The sequence below is a fragment of the Mucilaginibacter aquatilis genome (assembly GCF_009755275.1).
Classification (GTDB): Bacteria; Bacteroidota; Bacteroidia; order Sphingobacteriales; family Sphingobacteriaceae; genus Mucilaginibacter; species Mucilaginibacter aquatilis.
The window spans coordinates 634,767-655,426 of the sequence record NZ_WQLA01000003.1; the positions used below are offsets into that span (position 1 = coordinate 634,767).

At 40.2% G+C, this 20,660-nt stretch carries 19 protein-coding genes and 1 riboswitch; of the genes, 8 read left to right on the top strand and 11 right to left on the bottom strand.

What is annotated here, in order from left to right; translation table 11 throughout:
* Positions 1 to 3: 3 nt before the first annotated feature.
* The gene (locus GO816_RS10540; protein WP_157541859.1) at positions 4 to 993 is read right to left on the bottom strand and encodes a DUF1852 domain-containing protein; all 990 of its coding nucleotides are present in this window, start codon (positions 991 to 993) and stop codon (positions 4 to 6) included.
* Between the two features lie 167 nt (positions 994 to 1,160).
* A riboswitch (cobalamin riboswitch) is annotated at positions 1,161 to 1,342 on the bottom strand.
* A 162-nt stretch (positions 1,343 to 1,504) separates the two neighbouring features.
* Between GO816_RS10540 and GO816_RS10545 the strand changes: the two genes are divergently transcribed.
* Positions 1,505 to 1,966, top strand: a complete 462-nt coding sequence (locus tag GO816_RS10545) for an Lrp/AsnC family transcriptional regulator (protein ID WP_157541860.1) — start codon at positions 1,505 to 1,507, stop codon at positions 1,964 to 1,966.
* A gap of 166 nt (positions 1,967 to 2,132) precedes the next feature.
* Positions 2,133 to 2,306: a hypothetical protein gene (locus tag GO816_RS10550; RefSeq protein WP_157541861.1), complete on the top strand. Its 174-nt coding sequence runs from the start codon at positions 2,133 to 2,135 to the stop codon at positions 2,304 to 2,306.
* A gap of 112 nt (positions 2,307 to 2,418) precedes the next feature.
* On the opposite strand, the gene GO816_RS10555 is transcribed toward GO816_RS10550, so the two are convergent.
* Complete coding sequence (locus tag GO816_RS10555; protein WP_157541862.1) at positions 2,419 to 2,721, bottom strand: hypothetical protein; 303 nt, start codon at positions 2,719 to 2,721, stop codon at positions 2,419 to 2,421.
* 517 nt (positions 2,722 to 3,238) lie between these two features.
* Here GO816_RS10555 and GO816_RS10560 point away from each other — a divergent pair.
* Entirely contained in the window at positions 3,239 to 3,952 is a 714-nt protein-coding gene (locus GO816_RS10560) for a CPBP family glutamic-type intramembrane protease (protein ID WP_157541863.1), read from the top strand.
* Between the two features lie 371 nt (positions 3,953 to 4,323).
* Complete coding sequence (locus GO816_RS10565) at positions 4,324 to 4,629, top strand: hypothetical protein (RefSeq protein WP_157541864.1); 306 nt, start codon at positions 4,324 to 4,326, stop codon at positions 4,627 to 4,629.
* A 90-nt stretch (positions 4,630 to 4,719) separates the two neighbouring features.
* On the opposite strand, the gene GO816_RS18905 is transcribed toward GO816_RS10565, so the two are convergent.
* Positions 4,720 to 4,851 (bottom strand): hypothetical protein, encoded by a 132-nt coding sequence (locus GO816_RS18905; RefSeq protein WP_262884865.1) that lies wholly within the window; start codon positions 4,849 to 4,851, stop codon positions 4,720 to 4,722.
* 304 nt (positions 4,852 to 5,155) lie between these two features.
* Positions 5,156 to 6,595 (bottom strand): ankyrin repeat domain-containing protein, encoded by a 1,440-nt coding sequence (locus tag GO816_RS10570; RefSeq protein WP_157541865.1) that lies wholly within the window; start codon positions 6,593 to 6,595, stop codon positions 5,156 to 5,158.
* 667 nt (positions 6,596 to 7,262) lie between these two features.
* On the opposite strand from GO816_RS10570, the gene GO816_RS10575 reads away from it, so the two are divergent.
* Positions 7,263 to 8,051, top strand: coding sequence for a M48 family metalloprotease (locus GO816_RS10575; protein WP_157541866.1), 789 nt, complete (start codon positions 7,263 to 7,265; stop codon positions 8,049 to 8,051).
* Positions 8,052 to 8,512: 461 nt separating this feature from the next.
* Here the strand turns inward: GO816_RS10575 and GO816_RS10580 are convergent, their stop codons facing one another.
* From GO816_RS10580 to GO816_RS10595, 4 genes are all read right to left on the bottom strand, one after another.
* Positions 8,513 to 9,292: a hypothetical protein gene (locus GO816_RS10580; RefSeq protein ID WP_157541867.1), complete on the bottom strand. Its 780-nt coding sequence runs from the start codon at positions 9,290 to 9,292 to the stop codon at positions 8,513 to 8,515.
* 499 nt (positions 9,293 to 9,791) lie between these two features.
* Positions 9,792 to 10,277, bottom strand: a complete 486-nt coding sequence (locus GO816_RS10585) for an ankyrin repeat domain-containing protein (RefSeq protein ID WP_157541868.1) — start codon at positions 10,275 to 10,277, stop codon at positions 9,792 to 9,794.
* Between the two features lie 14 nt (positions 10,278 to 10,291).
* Positions 10,292 to 12,502 (bottom strand): catalase, encoded by a 2,211-nt coding sequence (locus tag GO816_RS10590; protein ID WP_157541869.1) that lies wholly within the window; start codon positions 12,500 to 12,502, stop codon positions 10,292 to 10,294.
* A 1-nt stretch (position 12,503) separates the two neighbouring features.
* A complete protein-coding gene (locus tag GO816_RS10595; RefSeq protein ID WP_157541870.1) occupies positions 12,504 to 13,052 on the bottom strand; it encodes a YciE/YciF ferroxidase family protein in 549 nt (182 codons plus the stop codon).
* A gap of 686 nt (positions 13,053 to 13,738) precedes the next feature.
* Between GO816_RS10595 and GO816_RS10600 the strand changes: the two genes are divergently transcribed.
* Both GO816_RS10600 and GO816_RS10605 read left to right on the top strand, forming a co-directional pair.
* Positions 13,739 to 14,203, top strand: coding sequence for an NUDIX domain-containing protein (locus GO816_RS10600; protein WP_157541871.1), 465 nt, complete (start codon positions 13,739 to 13,741; stop codon positions 14,201 to 14,203).
* A gap of 113 nt (positions 14,204 to 14,316) precedes the next feature.
* Entirely contained in the window at positions 14,317 to 16,827 is a 2,511-nt protein-coding gene (locus GO816_RS10605; protein WP_157541872.1) for an ATP-binding protein, read from the top strand.
* An 8-nt stretch (positions 16,828 to 16,835) separates the two neighbouring features.
* Here GO816_RS10605 and GO816_RS10610 read toward each other — a convergent pair whose 3' ends face one another.
* Both GO816_RS10610 and GO816_RS10615 read right to left on the bottom strand, forming a co-directional pair.
* Positions 16,836 to 18,041 carry a DUF3826 domain-containing protein gene (locus tag GO816_RS10610; RefSeq protein ID WP_157541873.1) on the bottom strand — a complete coding sequence of 402 codons (1,206 nt, stop codon included), beginning with the start codon at positions 18,039 to 18,041 and terminating at the stop codon, positions 16,836 to 16,838.
* Positions 18,042 to 18,166: 125 nt separating this feature from the next.
* Positions 18,167 to 19,156: a glycoside hydrolase family 53 protein gene (locus GO816_RS10615; protein ID WP_317163620.1), complete on the bottom strand. Its 990-nt coding sequence runs from the start codon at positions 19,154 to 19,156 to the stop codon at positions 18,167 to 18,169.
* A gap of 200 nt (positions 19,157 to 19,356) precedes the next feature.
* Between GO816_RS10615 and GO816_RS10620 the strand changes: the two genes are divergently transcribed.
* On the top strand, positions 19,357 to 19,794 hold the full coding sequence (locus tag GO816_RS10620) for a DoxX family protein (protein ID WP_157541875.1): 438 nt from the start codon (positions 19,357 to 19,359) through the stop codon (positions 19,792 to 19,794).
* A gap of 56 nt (positions 19,795 to 19,850) precedes the next feature.
* On the opposite strand, the gene rlmB is transcribed toward GO816_RS10620, so the two are convergent.
* Complete coding sequence (gene rlmB / locus GO816_RS10625; RefSeq protein WP_157541876.1) at positions 19,851 to 20,621, bottom strand: 23S rRNA (guanosine(2251)-2'-O)-methyltransferase RlmB; 771 nt, start codon at positions 20,619 to 20,621, stop codon at positions 19,851 to 19,853.
* Between the last annotated feature and the right edge of the window lie 39 nt (positions 20,622 to 20,660).

A 20,660-nucleotide genomic window follows, 5' to 3' on the forward strand; every position in this document is an offset into this window, starting at 1 on the left:
AGATTAATGCGCAAAATTGGCTGACCACTCTTCTAATAAACTTTTGTAAGGCTTGATGAAATGCTCTTCTGCAAACTTACCTTGCTCAATGGCTAACTGGCTGCGTTCTTCACGGTTGTAAATGATCTTTGTTAACGAATAGTCTTTATTTTTCAAACTTGGCTTATAGCATGATCCTGCAAAGGAATTGGCATTATAAATCTCAGGCCTGTAAACCTTTTGAAATGTTTCCATGGTACTGATTGTACTAATTAGTTCAAGGTTGGTATAACCATCCAACAGGTCGCCAAAAAAATAAAATGCTAAAGGTGCAGTGCTATGTGGTGGCATAAAATAGCGAACCTTCAGACCCATTTTACTAAAGTATTGCTCTGTTAAAGAAGATTCAGTGGGTTTGTATTCAAAACCTAATATAGGATGACAGTTTCCTGTACGATAATAGATTTTACTCTCCGCTACGCTCAGACATATAACAGGTGGTTTGATAAAGCGCTTTTTGTAGCTTTCTGAATTTACAAAATGCTTAAACATTTTGCCGTGTAATTCGCCAAAGTCGTCAGGAATGCTGAATTGCTCTTTGCCTTTGTTATGCTCTGAAAGTAAAACGTTGAAATCATAGTCGCGTATATAAGAAGAGAAATTGTTCCCGACTATTCCATCAACACGTTTTAATGTTTGATGATCAATTATATAAGTTTTTAATATTTCAATCGATGGGAATGTTTTACCACTACCATCAATATCCATATCAACAGAAACAATTTCTAGTTCAACCGAATAGCGATCGTTTTCAGGATTATCCCAATGTGCTAAAGTATTGAAACGATTATTGATCATCTGAATGGTGTTACGCAAGTTCTCCTGACGACTTGTTCCCCTTGCCAGGTTAGCAAAGTTGGTAGTTGTGCGCGTACTAATGGACGGTTTATAGTCCTCATTAAAATAAACACTGCTCAATTTGAACACGAAATCATTCTTAATTGTATACTGCATAATATCTAGACACCTTTTTTTTATTATCAAATTGTAAGTAAGATGAGAGACTAAAGGTAAAGAGGCGGGTTAATCAGGAGATGCATGGACGAGCAGGCGCAATCAACCTTATAAGCTGGCACCTTAAAAGCTATACAATCTGACCAATGACCTCTTTACGCGGAAGCATCGTCAATTCAGTAAAGGCAGGTATCCTGACTTGTAACGGCTTTTACCGGCCTTCCCGCTTGCGCAGTGACCATCTTTGCCCAAGCCTTTTGCGTTACTTACAGTTGCGCGACAGCTCGTGATTTGCACACGATTCCCTATTAATTCACCGTTAAGTAAAACCTTTACTGATTGCTTAAATAAGCAAAGAACCACGAGTTAAAACTCTGTACAAAGCTAAGTAAACAGCTATAAACGCTATATTAAACAAGTGATATAAGTAAAACCAGCTTGAAATTTTGATTTTGATAACTTTTTATGCGGTTTGTATTTAACTTCGTATTCTAAAACGGTGAATTATGCTATGGAACAACTGGACGATATAGATTTAAGACTATTAAAAATATTAGCCAATGACTCAAGTTTTACCATTAAGGAACTTGCAGCGAAAGTGAATTTGACACCATCACCGGTGGTGCAGCGTGTTAAACGCTTAGAAACCGGAGGGTATATCAAAAAGTATATCGCCTTGCTGGATCCGGAAAAATTTAACAAAGGCTTCATTGTTTTTTGTAACATCAAGTTGAAACAGCATGACCGGAAGATCGGACATAATTTTGTGAAAGATATTAAGCAGATTGAAGAGGTTGTGGAATGCTATAATATTTCTGGTGATTACGATTTCTTTTTAAAAGTATTTGCCCGTGATATGAAACACTATCAGGATTTCGTTTTTAACAAATTAGGTTCGGTAGAAAGCATAGGCAGCACCCACAGTACTTTTGTAATGGCCGAAATTAAAAACACGCACAATATCAATTTTTGAAGGTCACGCAAATATGATCGACTGGCCTACTACGTGTTCGTTACCAGGTGGAATATATGAACTTTTTTGGATCGGTTTACTTTGCTGAAAAGAGGGAACATCATGATTTACTATTCATTTATATTTACTCACAGGTTTATGTTAAGTTATAACAATCAGAAATTTTATGTCAAATAAAGGTTTACAACGTTCAAAAGAACAAGCAACTCATTTGAAACTTGTCACCATTAAAGGAATGATAGTAGAGCCAAAAAATAAAGGAATTTTAGGTTCTATGTCATCAAAATTGCGTATAATATTTGGGATAAGAGTACATGATATTATTGCGAAGACTGGTTAAGATGGCTAAAGTGTTTGATTTAGAACTTAATGCGTTATTAGCAAGTATGTCAATCAAGTGATAAGATAAGATAGGCTTTCTATTATCAAGCAGCCACTTCCAAGTACCGCTGCTACTGCCATTTATCAAAGAGAGCAGTAAGTATTACTGTTATATTAATAGTGTATGGATACAATGTTCCCAATTGATTAATAATGTGTCCTTCCATCGGCCAAGAATAATGCTCAATGTTAATGCTGTCGATATTATAAAGCTTTTTGCCAATGTAAATTTGATCACCTGTTGACATTTGTCCAATATCATGTGGGTGTATATGCTTTTTGTAAGCGTTCAAATCAGAAGTCGAAAAAATGATCTCTTCTTCACAAACGAACAGTAATCTGGCTGCTATAGTAGTAAATGAAGGCTCTATCATATCATTATTCCGTTGTAGAAAATTTAAACAACCTTGAAGAAGCTTTATTGTTCTAATATTGAATGTAAATGATCTAACAATAATAATGCACTTCCAAGTCATATTAGTTAAATTGGAAGTGCGATGCCCAGTATAAAGGAAAATGTAAATTCAAATAGCACTGAAGATGGAAAGTGCTTAAATTTAGGTATAAGCGAATGGAAGTAGCTTGTACCTATTAGACTAACGTTGTTGACAATGTTCATTCATATGCTCCAGCTAGACGTAGCCATCAAATGCAGACTATGGCCGGACGTTATATCGTATTCGCATTTAAGCAACTGGGTAGTCTCAACATTTATGAACGTCAAAATACTTTAAGACTTGGATAGCAGAAGTTACACAGTTAGGCTCTACTCCTATCAACTTACATCGTTATTTAGATTACCACTAGTGGCGAAGCAAAATTTTGTTGTGGTGTGCTATGTACTATCTTTAGTACTGCATTTCATCATTGTTATGTCAATCGCTTAGGTATATGCGCTCTAAAAGTTCATTATTGTTTCTTATTCACTTTCTCAGAGGTGTTCCGGTCTGTCAGCGCAGACAGACGCTTTTCTCCCTATTAAAGATGCTGGTTTGGGGACTTATATCGTTATTTGCGGTCAGTTTTCTCATTGCTTTAGTTCAAATGCTTTTGGCACGTTGGAATTTCATTTCCACGGTACCTTCACACGGACCAATTCCCCAATATCTCCGGGAACAACCCCGCTACCGGATTTTTCTCGAAATCGTTTTAATTGCGCCGATCTTGGAAGAATCTGCTTTCAGGGGCATATTACAACGCAAGTTCTCTTATTTCCGCATAGGTGTTATTACCTTGATTTACCTACTCACCTGTAAAGTGTTGAGCTTGAACTTCTATCTAATAACGATTGAGACTATTGTTATCCTGTCAACCGTTGTATTAGTAGTATTTTTCTCGAAGAAAAAGCTTTACATGTCAATGAGATGGTGTAACCGGCCTGATGTATACCCTTGGTTACTATGGATCAGCGCCTTTGGTTTTGGACTTTGGCATTATCACAACTTCAATTTCGATCAGGCAAACTTAGGTGCAATTATGATCAATTTGCTGCCTTTTGCCGTCAATGGACTAATCTTCGCTTATGTTTCTTTACGGGCAGGTTTATGGTGGAGCATTGGCCTGCATACGCTCAATAATGCCTGGCCGCTTTTATTATGGTTTTAAAATTGTTGTTACGAACAGGTGGAGATGAGATGCTCAGCAGTTATTGCCTTTCTTATTACAAAGATTTACAAGCGCCATTAACTGAAGTGCAAAAGTCCAACCGTTACGCTAGATGAGCCTTGTACCTAGTGAGATTCGCTATTTTGAATATCTTCTGATGATCGTCACAATACCAAAGTAGTGTGAAACGCCTCGCCGCAGTCTCAAACGCAACGTGGTTTGATTTTAAGCCAGTGCACTTTATAGTTTACAAGAATGCAGTTACCTCAGATGGTTATAAAATTACTAATGGTTACATTATTGGCCTGGGATGTGGCCGATGATCTAAACTAAAGGAGGCTTAATCTGTTAACAATTAAAACTAAAAAACTATGCTGTCATCATTAATAAACAAAGACAATAACGCTGAAAACAGCGATCTTACAAGCAAAATTATGAATTCTGTAGGCCCCGTAATTGCTGAAAACTGGCCAAAGATTGAACCTTACGCTGACAAAGCTTTAGCCGCGGCTCAGGATGATCAAACGTTTGAAATGCTTGCCAGAAAAGTTTACCCATTTCTTCCGATGGTCGTACGCTTAGCGGTAAAAGAAGATAAATTCGTTACCTTTACTTTACAACATAAAGGACCTCTATTGGCGAAACTGGTAGAAGTGAAAAACAAACAGGGTGCCTGATATCGTATCCTGATAAGCTATTCGAAAACAAGAGACGCAACGCATAAGTGCTGCGTTTTTTTGTTTTATCCTATATCCAGTCCTGTAAATCTATTTGCTGTCAGCGCCGGCCCTTAACAATTGTTCTAATATCTCAGTATGATTACGCTCACTAACAAAATCCATCGCACGGCAACTTTCATTATCTACTGCATTTACGTCTGTTTCTTTCTCAATCTGCATAGCTGTTAATCATTAGATCTGCATTGTGCAGCTACTAATTTTAATCAGTTCTTTGCTGCCGCTACGAGAAGCGATGTGCAGCGGCACCTCACTGCTATTGTTAGCTAGGTTTACGTCAGAATCAGGATCGATTGGCAATTTGGCAATGTTTTTAGCGCCTTTTCCCCATAGTTAATACAGCGGTGTATTAACTATGGAGCACTTATCGACATTAACGCCACCATTTTTAAAAAGCCCGTATTACCGTTTCTGAGCATTTTTACAGGCGTTAAAAACATATTGTTCATTATATTCCGCTTTTCTTTTATTTCATAAGTCGCTTAACAACAGCCTCATTATTATGCTGTATGGCCACGTCCATTGCCGTTTGACCGGCATTATTCAATCGTTCGAGGGTTGATCTGTCTTTGTCCAGGATTAAAGAGACTATCTGCTTGCCTGATATGTGATCTGGATTGCCAGCGGCGTAAATTAAGGCCGTGTTGCCCAATTGGTCCACATAATTAACATCAGCATCATTATCCAGGAGTAATTCGGCTATGCCAAATTTCATTTCGTTACCCTTCTGTGCAAACGACATCAAAGGTGTTTTGCCTGACTGGTTTGGCAGGTTAACATTAGCGCCACTATCGATCAATTCTTCGGCCAGTGTGGTATCCAGATCAGCTAGATAATAATTTGCCTGGCAAAGCAGGTTTAATGCAGTATTACCTTCATTGTCAATCGCCGCGTTCACAGCTAGCCCATTGTCCAATAAATAGCGTAGCATCGTAATTATTTCTTTATTAACCTGGCTCATACCACGCCCTATATTAAATATAGCTTTGGTAAGCAAGTAGTATACTGCTGCTTCACCGCTGCCTGCCCTAAAATTGATATCAGCACCACCATCAGCCAATAGCTTTACCAAAGGTGCAGAAGCATACTCGCAAGCTAGCATGAGTGGCGTGCGCCTGTATTGATCTGCTATTTCATCAAGATGAACTTTGGCTTTAATCAACGCTTCCAACGCACCCGGATCGCGGTTTAGGACAGCTTCATGGATGGTCATTCCACCGGTAGCCAAGTCACTTTCATCGCCAGAAATTAGTGCCGCTACCTCTTTTACTCCGCTGCGCTGCGCGTAAGTAAGCGGTGTTGTACCAAAAACATCTTTATCTTCTACGTCGATACCACCCTTTTCCAGTAATATACGTACGGTTTTCATAACGGCGGGTATGGCGCCTTTGATATCTTTCCGGTTACCCAGTTTTTCACAGATCACATGCAACAGGTTCCTACCGCCGGATTCAGCTGCATCCATTTTAACACCGGCTTCGCCCATGGCCTGCAAAAATGGATACATATAGAGCAAGCCGGCTTCAAAATAGGCCAGTTTGCCCGAATCATTTTTCCTTTTAGGATTTACAGCGGCATCTAACAATGCCCGAGCGGTATCGTAAATTTTTGCAGCTTTTTCATTCAGGTTCGGATCGTCGTAATCAAAACGTGTTTTGGTAAGTGCATGAAATGCAGTGTTGCCATATTCGTCAGTTTCAGGTTTCAGCCCTGACTTCTTTAAAAACCGAATGGCCTCCGCGTCAGCGAATTGGGCCGCCAGGTGATAAAGATTTTCTTCATAGTCGTTGGTGATGCTGGTATCAGGTAGCAGCTTGATTAAGTTCAAAACATCAACCTTATTACCCGGGGCGGCAAACATGTTGCGCTGGTAGGCTTCCTTAATTTGATCAAATTCCGTTATCATTGGCTGATTGAGCTGTTTTTAAAGCTTCCTTAATATTTCTATTCCTTTGTTCGATCGGAGTGGCACTAGCAATCACCTTTGCATAGTCGCCCACTAATGGCAGCAATCTGTCTTCAGCCGGATAATTAAATCACGAGTTAAAGCTGGAAAAAATCTAACGTAATCATTAGTAGTTTCGTTTTGCTGACTTTTTATCAATTTGAATTGTATTGACTATCAGTACTTAGCTGGCTTCCTTTATGTAATTGCGGTGCGAGCTAAGTCCGCTCCAATTGTTTTAGTGTGTCCTCGCAGGTACCACTCCATTACAGGCAAAGTGCCAGGTTATAAAGTACTGGAATTTTGCAGGGTCCTGATCCATCAATAGTTGGTATGCTTCAGCATAACATTGTTGTAAAAGCAACTTGTTTATTAGCGATTCTGCGCCCGGGAAAATGTGTTTTTACCACCTGTAGTCCTAAAAGCATACCTAAAACATTGTTTTCTTAATTAGTAGGTGTTAAACAAAAACCACAAAAAAAGAAAATAAGTTCAAGCTTAATCATCATCACAACATCTAATAATCACCACACCGGTAAATATCCGTTGTTAGTGGATTCGAACCAATAACAACTCACAAACATTAATAATAGGGTATTGTTTATAAGCTAACTTATAACATTTATCAATGAAAAGATCTTTTATCTATTTAGGTGTTGCCGGGATACTTATCACTACTGCACCCTGCGCCACTGCTCAAATCAAATTAAATTCAAAAGGTATAGGCGCCTTAGGAAAAGGAGTAAAAGCTGTGACATTTTCTGATGCCGATGCGGCTAAGTTAGCTTCAGAAGCAGTAGCTTACATGGATACGCACAATACTGTAGCCGGAGAAAATGATCCTTACACTATAAGGCTTAAAAAGTTGTTCGCCAAACATCAGAATGAAGGAGGCTTAAAACTGAATTTTAAAGTTTACAAAGTGAGCGATATTAACGCATTTGCCTGCGCCGACGGTAGTGTTCGCGTATTCTCATCGCTGATGGACATTATGACAGATGACGAACTATTAGGAATTATTGGTCATGAGATCGGTCATGTAGCTAATAAAGATTCACGTGATGCGGTAAGAAGCGCATACAAAAGGGAGGCATTAACCGATGCGGCATCTTCACAGTCCGGAGTGGTGAATACGTTATCAGAAAGCCAGTTGGGTGCTTTTGCCGGCGCCTTGTTAGACAGCAAATATAGTCGTAAACAGGAAAGTGAAGCTGATGACTTTGCTTATAGCTTTATGAAACAGCATAATTATAAAGTAACCGCCTTAGCCAGCGCCTTCAATAAATTAGCTGATATGGATAAGTCATCAGGTGCCAAGAAAAGCAAGTCTGAAAAAATGCTGAGTTCACATCCGGACAGTGCGGAACGGGCGGCTAAAGTTTTAGAAAAAGCTAAAAAAGATGGCTTAGCGGGATAGCTGTTTTGCTAACAATAGCACATACAGCTTGAATAAATTCTGTTTGTAGCATATAGTTTAAGTTAACTTATCACAACAAGCTTTGCTGAGCGAAATTCCTCTAGATAAAGCTTGAAATAAAAGTGACGAGAGATATCCTTCTGGAATGCCCACTGAGTCAGTCGGGCATTTTTTTTAAGCCGAAAATAATATCACTGCTTAAAATACCGTGTCCAAAGTGCTCGCGCAGAGGGAGCGAAGCAAGTGGACATAAGTAGTACATTTTTCCGGGTGATTGAGTTAGTGATTTCGATGAAGCGTACAGTACTCAATCAAATTAATTTCATATCCGGTACAATCTCTCAACTTGGTAAACTCGAACCTTCAATCATTATTAATATTCATATAAAAATAATGTATTAGTGTTCAATGAAATCTCAAAACAATTGTTGTTTAATTTGGCATCCAGTGACTGAGTTTACTTAAAGCAAAAGACCGGCGGCCAATATCAAAATCATACCAATAAAAAATACTGCAAGCAAAATTACCTTTACACGGTTTAATATGAAAAAATGTCTACTTTGATTCTTATGACTTTTTTTTATTGCATTCGAGAAATATTTCCCTCGAAATGAATAATACAATATGTACAGTGTAAACGCAACGAAAAGCCACCAGTAACGGCTGAACCAGTCCTTAATATACAGCCATCGAGCCTGATAGCGCTGGTGTGGAGCTACGTTTAATTTGACAGCATATATATTGCCGGTATAAGAACGACCGATCATTGCCCTTAACTGCTTTTTGTCTCTTAAATAGTAATAACTTGTTCTAGTTCCCTCCAAAACATACAATCGATGATTGTACTTAATTGTGACGTTGGTATGCACAAAACCAGCTTTCCTGGCAAATACCCTCTCCACCCGTTCAACCGGCAATACCATTTTCTTTGCAGGTCCAAAAGCGGCACTCACCAGCAGATCTATATTCAGCAAACTAAAGTAAGCGGCAAAAAAGTAAATACCAAACGTACTAATAGTCAGTATTATACCATAATACCATTTGGAGAAAAAGATCTCTTTGCCCAGGTAAATCGTATAGGCCACCAATGGCATCACGGCTATTCCCATATACCAGGCAACCTTAGCTGAATCTTTGTAAGTATACAAGTCCAGCCAGATGTCTAAAGTGAAATAGATCAATGAACACACGGCCCAAAAGATTAATAAAATATAATTAGCAAAGCGTTGCAAATGTTTCATGATCCTCAAAGCAATTTACTAAAGGGTCCAACGTAGCTACCTGCCATATTCATCATGCTGTCTCGGACTATCAACTTTTTGTATATCAAATTTAAACACAAAAGACTTTTAGCGGTTTTAGGAGGTTGGTTATTGTTCACCAACAGATCATCGAAGTATTTAATACTCCTGCATTTCATTCACTTGCTAAATTATCGGTATCCGCTTTTATAGTTAAAATCAATTTCTATAGCTCAGAGTCATAGTCTGTCTTGATCGCGTTGAAAATGTTTGCTATAACTCCTTTTATTTGAAAAATCGTACCACCAACATCAATATAAAATGCGAAAGTGGTACTTTTTAATAAGATAGAAATTGAGCTAAACAAAAAGGCATCACATATTGTGATGCCCTTAAATACGGAAAGATTCATATTTGGAGCTACCTTATATAGACAAATAATTGCTTAAGGTCAACGCTACAGTATAAGCGAGCTGAATGATCGCTTTCGTGATATTCTCTATGCTGGTTGATAATTTTCAAGTATCGCAATGCCGTCTTCATTCCCTTGCTGAGCGGCTAAATCAAACACGGACATACCACGGTTATCTAGTAATGTTATATCCGCGCCGTGCTTCAATAAAAGCTCAATCATAGTATTGCGGCCAAACATTGCGGCAAACATCAATGCAGTACCACCATTTCCGTGCTGCCTGTTTAAGTCTGCTCCATTTTCAATAAGTAATGTGGCTATCTCAGGGTAGCCTTTAAAGCAGGCACCCATTAGGGCTGTATTGCCACCAAAGTCGGCTGCATTGGGGTCTGCTCCTGCTTGCATCAGGTATCGCGCTGCTTCCAGGCGATTACTATAACAAGCAATAATCAGCGGCGTATAACCTTTTTCATCAGTTGCGTTAAGGTTAGTGTCAGCAGTTATGAGATTTTGTAAAGCATCAACGTCGCCCGTGCGGGCAGCGTTGATGATAGGTTGAATCGTGTTAGTCATAAAACGCAGAATAATTAAGCAGGTATAAGTCTTGGTTTTTCACGCTCCCAAAAGCGATGTTGTGCAATCATTTTGGTTAAAAGCTCTGCAAAGAGCTTATCTGGCTTTCCTACGAGTATACCTTCGCGTAATACCGAGTCTTCAGAAAAATCAGGCGGTAGCTTTTTACTGAAATAGGTAGCATCAATCACTTGCATGGCTTCTTCCGCTGCTGCTATTGGCTTGCAATGCTTAAATGCTTCATTTAGAAAGTGTACGGCATTCGCTTCTGCTTCCAATGTAGCTACGGCATTGTTACCACCAGCCACGTATACAGCATCAAATAATACGGAAGCAGCGGTTAAAAAGCTATGATCCACTTCTATTTTTGAGTCGTCCTCAGCTATTATAAAACCCTGGCGCGGTGCAACTACCTCCACAGTAGCTCCTTGGGCGGTAAGCGCGTCTTTAACTGTTTTAACTGAGTTTGCATCTGCGCCGTCAGCAGCAAGCAAAGCAATCTTGCGGCTTTTGATAGTATCTTTAACGGTATTGGCCATACTCAGCGCTTCAGACTTAGACAGAGCGCCGTCTACTTGTACCGACTGGTAATCTGCCGGATTGCCGTCAGCCGGAATGCTTTGATTGGTTGGCAATACATCAGGCAGGTGTAACCCTAAGCCGTAAGCCACTTGCGTAGCCAGGTCCTTATCAATCTGTACCAGAATACCCAGCATCCGCTCGCGGATGGCGATGGTTTTAACTTTCCCCAACTCAAAAGTGAGCGCGTCCACAATGTGATTTTTTTCCGGGTCCGACTGGCTATTAAAGAATAGTCTTGCCTGGCTAAAATGATCAAAGAAACTTTTATTACGCAGGCGTTCCTTGCGGGCCTCAATGCGTTCGCGGTAGCTTACAAACCCTCCTGCGGATTCTTTGACTTGCTGCGGGTCATTGCCGCTTAATGAGTTCGGATTATAACTGGTTTTACCACGGTTTATAGTTTGTCGCATAAATCCGTCGCGCTGGTTATTATGTACCGGTACTATCGGCCGGTTAATAGGTATCTCCTGAAAGTTAGGCCCGCCTAAACGGGTCAGTTGTGTATCAGTATAAGAAAACAGGCGACCTTGTAACAACGGGTCGTTGGTAAAGTCAATGCCCGGCACCACATGACCGATGTGGTAAGCAATCTGTTCTGTTTCTGCAAAGAAGTTATCCGGATTGCGGTTCAGTGTTAGTTTACCTACGCGCTGCACGGGTACTAATTCTTCGGGCACCAATTTGGTTGAATCGAGCAAGTCAAAGTCATATTTGAATTCATCTTCCTCCGGAATGATCTGTAAGCCCAATTCATACTCAGGGAAGTTGCCGCTTTCGATAGCATCCCAAAGGTCGCGGCGATGAAAGTCCGGGTCTTTACCGGAAATATTTTGCGCTTCATCCCAGGCTACGGAATGCACGCCTAATAACGGTTTCCAGTGGAATTTCACAAAACTGGCCTTGCCCTCAGCATTAATCAGGCGGAATGTATGCACCCCAAAACCTTCCATCATCCGATAGCTGCGCGGAATAGCGCGGTCACTCATTGCCCACATAATCATGTGCGCCGATTCCGGCATCAGGGAAATAAAATCCCAAAAGGTGTCATGCGCAGACGCTGCCTGCGGAATCTCATTGTCTGGCTCGGGCTTAACAGCATGGACCAAATCCGGGAACTTAACGGCATCCTGTATAAAGAAAACCGGCATGTTGTTGCCTACCAGGTCGAAATTACCTTCCGTGGTGTAAAACTTTGCAGCAAAACCGCGCACATCGCGCGCCAAATCTGTAGACCCCCTTGAGCCTGCCACTGTTGAAAAGCGTACAAATACCGGTGTTTCCACATCTGTGTTGTTCAGGAATGCGGCTTTAGTATATTCAGTCAATGGTTTATATAATTTAAACACGCCATGCGCACCCGAACCACGGGCATGCACTACCCTTTCGGGTATACGCTCGTGATCAAAATGCGTCATCTTTTCGCGGAAGAGAAAGTCTTCCAACAAAGACGGGCCACGGTCGCCCGCCTTTAGCGAATTTTGATCATCGTTTATCGGTAACCCGGTATTTGTGTTCATTTGCTCGCCCGCGGCATCTGCGGTATGTGGAGCAAGGCTTTGAGTTTTTGTATTTTCAGGTTGTGGGGCCAGTTGTTTGTCAATGGCAGCCTCAGTACCCATTTTAGGTGATGGTTTCTTTGCCATGTTATGCTTCAGTTGCTGCTGTGTAGTTAATGTCGCTTTCGGCTACTTGGGTTAATTTTTCGTCTGCGGCCTTTTCTTCCGCCAACGTTTCAGCCAAAATACCTGCAACGTCTTCCAGACCAAGCGTAATGGCAAGTTGATGTAATCCGCCGTATGTAGCGATTTCATAGTGCTCCACTTTTTGGGAAGCCAAAATGATTCCGACGTCTCGTGTGGCTGTGCCGGGTGCGGTGCTTTCAATAATGCCCTCGCCCTCTTTGGCTAATCCTTCCATGGCGTCACACTTTTGTGCTTGTACTTTTTCGCCCAACAATTCAAACACCTGTTCCAAGCGTGATACATGCGTTTTGGTTTCTTCCAGATGATCTGCAATTCCTTGAGCAAGCGCTTTCGATGTAGCTGCCGAGATCATCTTAGGCAAATTTTTAACCAAATGGTTTTCTGCCCAATAAATGTCTTTAATGCCGTCTGTAAATAATTCCAGCAAAGCCGGCTGCTCTTTAGGCGATGTTTTAGTACTGAATTTAGGTTCCCCTGACTCTTTTTTCATAATGCACGAATGGTAAATGACGATATCTTTTTAGCTGATGGCCCGATTTGCTAACTCATAGGATGCTTCGGCGGTAAGTATTGTAACCTAAACCCTTGGGTTATGCAATTGTTTATTTTGTTAGTAATTAATGTATGGTCATTTGATATTTACATTCTTGGGCTGTAGTACACCAACATGTTTTGATTCTTGATTTGTATGTCCTAACACACCAAGGGTAGATAGTATAGCATCGTAGTGATGGGTGTTCTGTTTAGGGAAGTACAGGATTGCCTGATCAATAAGATGATTATTTAAGCTCTACGTTATTACAATTAACAAACCGCAGTATTTCAGCTATTATGCTTAATTATGTCGTTAACGATTAATAGCGAGTGAGAATACGGGTTTTATCACAGGCATTTGCTATATTTGAATGTAAATGGGTTGAGTCACCTAAGTGACTACCTTAAATTTGACCTTCTTCATAAAATACTGGTGATAAGCATATTATAAGGATGGGTTCGAATCCAAACGGGATCACTTTTTATAAAGCTTCTTAAATTTTAAGAGGCTTTTTTTTATGTATTTATTTGAGCAAATTCTAAAAGATTTCTTCTTTTTTAAATCTCGCTTCTGGTTTTAAAACTATAAACAGGTTTAAGCTGTTTGTAGCTGCATCAACCATTTACAAGTTCACTTTATAAATGACAAAACAAAGCGCCGGATTATTATTGTACCGCAAGCGTAATAGCGAGCTTCAGTTTTTTTTGGTCCATCCTGGAGGGCCCTACTTTAAGGGTAAAGATGCGGGCGTTTGGAGTATACCAAAAGGTGAGTATGATAGCAGCGAAGATGCGCTGAGTGCAGCTAAACGTGAATTTGAGGAAGAAACCGGCTTACCTGTAAAAGGTAATAACTTTATAGCACTTACACTAATTAAGCAAAAAGGCGGTAAAATTGTAAGTTGCTGGGCTATTGAAGCAGATGTTAATCAGGGCAAAATTGTAAGCAACAGCTTCGATATGGAATACCCTTATAAATCAGGAAAATTTGTAACCGTACCCGAAATTGATAGAGCTGGTTGGTTCAATTATAATGATGCTTGTGTGAGAATCAACGAGCGTCAAAAGAGTTTCCTGGATGAGTTGCTAACTTTGCTAACCACTTAGTGATTTTGAGTATACGTGTACAACCACAGATTGTGAGTAGATGTTATTAAATACTCCTTTCCCTTTTTAAAAAAGTATTATATTTTTGTTAGCTATACACCGTTACATTGTTAATGACTGATAATATAAAGCCCACGCTAGATGATTCTGTAGTTCTGCAGGTATTAGCGCAAAGTAAAAAGGCTACCGCTATCTATAACTCCGAAGATCTACATATACGTTTTGCTAATGATTCAATGCTCCGCATTTGGGGCAAGGACAGGAGTGTGATTGGAAAAGCTTTTGAAGAAGCTCTGCCTGAAATAAAAGGACAGCCGTTTACTTCTTTGTTACAAAACGTTTGGCGTACTGGTGAAACATACGTTGCGGAATGTATGCCTGCCGAATTACTGATTAATGGAGAATTTAAACGCTCGTTATTTGATTTTGAATATAAGGCCATCAAAAATGATGATGGAAGTACTTTATGCATATTACATACCGCTACCGATGTTACTCAGCAGCAAAAGTACTGGCAAGAAATAAGAGAGCGTATTGAGAATGAGCAGCAGTTAGTTGAAGAACTTACCGCTAATAATGAAGAACTACGCTCACTAAACGAGGAATTAGCTGCAATAAGCGAAGAGAACCGCAATGCGCTTGAGCAACTGGCTATGGCAAAGCAGGCCGGTGGTGTAGGTATATTTGATTTAGATGTAACTCATGATGTGCTTATTTGGGATGAGCGCTGTAAAGAACTATTCGGTGTATCGCCTAAACAGAAGGTTACTTACTCTTCTGACTTTGTAAACGGTTTACATCCTGACGATCGTGAACATACAGTTAATGCTGTAAGTGACGCATATAATAAGCAAAAAACCGGCGGCAAGTATAACGTAAAATATCGTACTGTTGGCGCAGAAGATGGACGCATACGCTGGGTACATGCTATTGGACAAGTGCATTTCGACGCGGCTGATAAACCGCAACGCTTTATTGGTACTGTAACTGACATTACCGAAGAAGTTAATTCAAGACTACAGCTTGAACAAAGTGAAAGCCGTTTACAGGATGCCAATGAAGAGTTATATGCAATTAACGAAGAGCAGGCATCAATAAACGAAGAGTTACGCGCTACCAACGAGGAACTCGCCGATACCCAGTCGCAACTATTACAATCGAATAATAATTTGAGCGATAGCAGGGCACGTTTGCGCGATGTATTGGAGCAGGCACCTGTAGGAATGTGCGTTTTGCGTGGACCTGATCATGTAATTGAAATTGCTAACGACGCCATATTGAACATATGGGATCGTAAATATGAGGATGTAATTGGACGCCCACATCGTCAGGCACGTCCGGAGTTGGAAGGTCAGCCAGTGTTTGACTGGCTCGACAAAGTATATCAGACCGGCGAACGCCAGGTAAACCGTGAATTTAAAGTAATGCTGCGTAGCGGTGACGGCATGCGCGAAGCGATTGTAAATTCAGTTTACGAAGCCTTGAAAGACTCATCGGGTGTGATTGACGGTGTTTTGATTATACTTGAAGATATTACCGATGCTGTTAAAGAACGCCGACAGGCACAACATATGCAGGAAATGTTCAATCTGGCTATAGATGCTGGTGAACTTGGCGCATTTTATTATAACCCACAATCTAATCTTTTTTCGGGAAATGAAATATTGAAGAAATGGTTTGGTTTAGGAGCCGACGAACATATTTGCCTGGAGTTAGCAACAAATGTAATTGCCGAAGAAGACCGCAGATTTGTAAATGAAGCGATAGCTACAGCATTAAATCCTGCATCTGATGGTAAATATGATATTGAATATACTGTCATTAATCCTAATACAAATATACCGCGAATAGTTAAAGCCAAAGGTAAAGCACGCTTTAACGCAGACGGCAAGCCCGAAAGTCTTAATGGAATGTTGTTGGACATCACTGAACGTAAACAGGATGAACAGCGTAAAAATGATTTCATAGGCATGGTTAGCCACGAGTTAAAAACCCCGCTTACCTCAGTAAATGCATATATACAAATGCTGCAAGGGCGTTCGGTTAAAAATCAGGATGTTTTTACTGCCGGTGCATTAGATAAGGTTGCCAACCAAATCAAAAAGATGACTGTCATCATCAATGGATTTTTGAATGTATCCAGATTCGAATCGGGCAAGATTCATATTGATAAGCAGTTTTTTGATATGGCCGAACTGGTTAAAGAGGTTGAAGATGAATCACTCACAACAATTAGCAGTCACAAAGTTGTATTTGCACCGGTGGAGTATACTCCCGTAATTGCCGATCGTGATAAAATTGGCCAGGTTATTAATAATTTAATCAGTAATGCGGTTAAATACTCGCCGCAAGGCAGTACCATACAAATTGCCTGTGTAACTAAAGAGAATTTTGCCGAGGTATGCGTTACCGATGCCGGGATGGGTGTAAAACCTGAAGATCAACAAAGGTTATTTGACCGGTATTACCGCGTAAAAGGAGAACATATGACTGCAATCTCGGGCTTTGGCATAGGATTGTACCTTTGTTCGGAAATTGTGGCGCGTCATAATGGTAATATATGGGTAGAAAGTGAATTTGGTAACGGATCTACTTTTTGCTTTAAAATTCCGGTAGTAAATTAACAGGTAAGCTATTGCGGCTTACCTGTCTTCAGCTCTAATTCTTCGGTAGCTTTGCGCAAATTGTACCCTTTGCCTGCAAGATAGTTGTTGGCCCGGCCACGGAATTTCGCAAACCACTGATTAATCTCGCGTTTAGTCAGTACATCCATAGCATTGTCCCTTGCTTCTGATAGGTAGGCATGAACCTGTTTTTTCTCATCAGCTTTTAAGTTCGGAAGCAATGCTATAAAATGTTCGTATTCAACTATTAGCCCATTATTAGTCATAGCGTTTTTTAAATGCTCTAATTCCTTTGCGCTCAAAATGGGTGATAGTTTTTGTGTAAAAGCATTTCTTTGCTTCTCTAATCCCGTTTTCATTTCAAGCCAGGTGCTATTATCTGCTTTTTTGAATTCAGTCTTGCTCAGGGTCATACTATCTTTTAACCTTTTGAGCTTATCATTTCTCTGATTGTTAAACTCAATTATCTTTTGATATTGCAAAGCCACCAAGTTGTAAATTGTTAAATTTTTAGCTTTATTACTAGCGTCAAGGTTCAAGGTTGCAATTACTTCGTTAGCTCTTTTTATGGCTGCATCTTGTGATGTAGTATCCCGTCGTTTCGCCCAATCATCTCCTTCCTTTTTCAAATTGTAACCCTCGCCGGCAAGGTAATTGGCGATTTTGCCTTTATATTTACCAAACCACTGCTGCTTCTCCTTTGCTGTACCTCCGTCAATTGCAAACTCACGAGCTTCAATTAAATAATTTTTTATCTGTGTTTGCTGAGCTTCTGTTAAGTAAGGAAGCATTAGTAAATAGTTTGCATAGGTAAGCGGTACAGTATTGTAAGTCATGCCATCTTTAACGGCATCCACTTGCTCTCGAGTAAGCTGGGCATAAAGCTTAGTTATATAAGCTTTATGAAGCTTTGCTGTAGCTTCAGCCGTCTTGCTTTTTATTACCCGCACCCTAACTGTATCTGTAGCTGCAGCCTTTAGCTCTTTGTCTCGGAGGTTTTGTAAGTTGTTCAAACCAACATACTGCGCGGCAACTAAAGTGGTTACGCGATTTTGTTTGGAAGGGGATTTAAGTTTTAGCTGTTCAACTATATTGAGCGCACGTTTATTTGCAACCGCCGCATAGGAAGTATCTTTTACTTGTGCCGTAGCAAATTGTGCTAATAACGTACCGGCTGCAATGGCAAGGCCTCGCAGTATAAATTCTGATTTCATAAGGGTATATAATTGGTTTATAAAAAGCCCGAATAATAAGGCTCGTGTAACCAAAAATGTGAATTATAAATAACCCTTATCTATAACATCTTTGCTTTGTATTATGATATCTTCACTGAACATCATTATTTTAAAAATGCGTCAAGTGCTCTGGTTGGCTTACCATCGTCTCCCCAGGCACTTAATGCGTAATGGCTCCATGATGCTGCGCCCTGCGGTTCCCAGTACAGAACGCCAAGCCCTTTGCCGTTAGGTACTTGCTTTACCTTTTGTTGTACAGCTACAAGCATGTCATAGGTATTATCTGGCTTAGTGGCCTCTCCTCCTACCTCAACAATCATTACCTCTTTGTTATAACGTTGCGCCATGTCATTCATATTTTTCCCTAAATCATCTATGGATAGTGTATAATCAGGTTTGCCTTTTAGCCAGTAAGGATAATAGGACATGCCAATAACGTCAAATTTTGCACCATGCGTTGTGGCTTTATCAAACCAATTTCTAAAGCGTGCATTGTCGTTTCCGCGGTCGAGATGCAGGATGACTTTACTTTTCGGACACACTTTTTTTATTGCATCGTACCCTCTATTAATTAACTGGGCAAGTTGCGCCCAATTGTTTGTGCTTCCCTCCGGATATATCATACCACCCGGTGTTTCATTGCCAACCTGCACCCACTCAGGATAAACACCTGCATCTTTTAAGGCTTGCATTACCTCCTTTGTATAACTGTAAACGTCGTTTAAAAGTGTAGTAAAGTCGTGCCCTTCCCAAGCCTTAGGTTTAACCTGTTTTCCCGGATCGGCCCAGGTATCACTGTAATGAAAATCGATCATTATGCGCATTCCCCATTTCTTTGCGCGTAAGGCCATAGCAACCGTTTCATCTTTACTACAGTGGCCACTTGCTTTATCATTGCTTGGATTAACCCAAGTACGCAACCTAATGGTGTTGAGTCCTTTATTTTTCAAGATTTTGAAGCAGTCCTCCTCCTTTCCTACCGAGTTGTAAAACTTAAATCCGGTTGCTTCCATTTGCGGCAACCAGCTAATGTCAGCGCCTTTAGCAAACTTTGTTGTGTGGTTAGTGATTTGAGCATGAGAAAATGATGTCACGCAAATTGCAACTATGAAGCAATAAAGCGACGTAAATTTTGAAAGTTTATTACTTAAAAGTGTCTTCATTGAAATTTTATTTACTTTAACCTAGTATGGTTAATACTATGATAATTATTTAATAAACAGGTTATTATGATTAATTTAGGTAACAAATTAAGCTACAAAAGCGTTACATTAGTATACCAATTATAAACATTATGAAATTTATTTCCCGCATTCAGCTTTGGGGTGATCAGAATCATCCAAAGTGGTTAGATCTGTTTCGCATTATTTTAGGTATTGTGTTGGTTTGGAAAGGCATATCCTTCATGCTTAATCTTCACGCCTTTACATCATTAATGACCGAATCGGGACTGCCAATGGCGTTATCATTAAGCATTGTTGCGCATCTTATTATTCTGTTTCACGTTTTTGGTGGCTTTTTCATTGCTCTCGGCTCCCACACCCGCATGTTTTGTTTGTTAAACCTGCCAATCCTGGTTGTTGCCGTACTATTTGTAAACCTCAGTCAGCACATTTTCAGACCGTATGCAGAGTTTTGGCTGTCTGTATCTGTACTGATTGGTTTGGTGGTGTTTTTGGTTGAAGGCAATGGTAAGTTATCAGTAGAAAACAAAGCAGAGAAGATGGTTTGACGTATACATTTATAAAACTAAAAAAGCCCCTGATATTATAATACCAGGGGCTTTATTTATTGTCCAACAGTTCTTTGCCTTACAGCCTCGTACAATATAATTCCTGCGGATACGGAAACATTGAGCGATTCAATTTCGCCAAACATTGGAATCCTGGCCAGATGGTCAGATATCCTGATAATATCATTTCGAATACCATCTTCCTCTGATCCCATTATTACAGCTGTAGGAACTGTATAATCGGGCTTGTAAAGATAATCGTTCGTTTTTTCGGTACAGCATACCAGTTGCAAACCCGACTCCTGTAAAAACCGGACAGTTTGCACAAAATTTTCGTGGCGGCATACCGGTATTTTATAAAGCGCGCCTGCTGATGTTTTAACAGCATCGGCATTAATTTGCGCCGAACCTTTAGCTGGTATTAATATGGCATGCACGCCTGCACATTCGGCCGTACGCGCTATAGCGCCCATATTACGCACATCGGTTATACTATCCAACACTAATATAAGCGGCACCTCACCTTTTTCATAAATCTCTGGTATGATGTTTTCAATGCGTTGATAAGTAATAGGCGAAATCACAGCTACCGCACCCTGATGGTTTTTGGTGGTCATGCGGTTTAGCTTCTCTACCGGAACAAATTGAGCCGTAAGCTGGTATTCAGCAACAGTTTCTTTAAGTTCGTGATATAGCTGACCGGTTAAGCCGCGCTGTATGTAGAGCGCTTCAATATCCTTGCCCGATACAATGGCTTCAATTATAGCCCTTATGCCAAAAATAAACTGCGCGTTATTATTGCGCCTGGGTGGATAGTTTTCTGCCATGTTCAAATAAAAATAAGATGCCAAAAATACACATTATTA